1 pseudogene is annotated in these 400 nt (G+C 44.0%); it reads left to right on the plus strand.

The window, feature by feature from the left end:
- Positions 1-400: pseudogene (locus ACRBBL_RS27200) on the plus strand (hypothetical protein); the annotation flags it as partial.

A 400-nucleotide genomic window follows, 5' to 3' on the forward strand; every position in this document is an offset into this window, starting at 1 on the left:
TTGGCACAGAATCAGTTAATGATTGGCCAAGACTTAGGCGCAGGCTTTACCTATCTATGGAACACACCAGATGGAATAATGACAACACCTACAGTAACAGTTACCATGGCAGGAACCTATAGTTTGGTGATTACAGATGGGAACTTCCCAACAAACTGTAGCTTCAGTGATAGTGTTACCTATGAGGCTTCATCGCCACCAGCTAGTTTGGATGTTCAGATCACCACACCTGCCTTTGCAGATACACACAATGTGATTGCAACAGCAACAGGAGGGTCAGGCGTATATGAATATCAATTAGATGATGGAGAGTGGCAAGAGACAGGAGAGTTCTTAGACTTACAACCAGGAGAACACACCGTAACAGTAAGAGACACCAATGGATGTGGAGAACTAGTAA

It is taken from the genome of Kordia sp. (assembly GCF_050633145.1).
GTDB lineage: Bacteria > Bacteroidota > Bacteroidia > Flavobacteriales > Flavobacteriaceae > Kordia.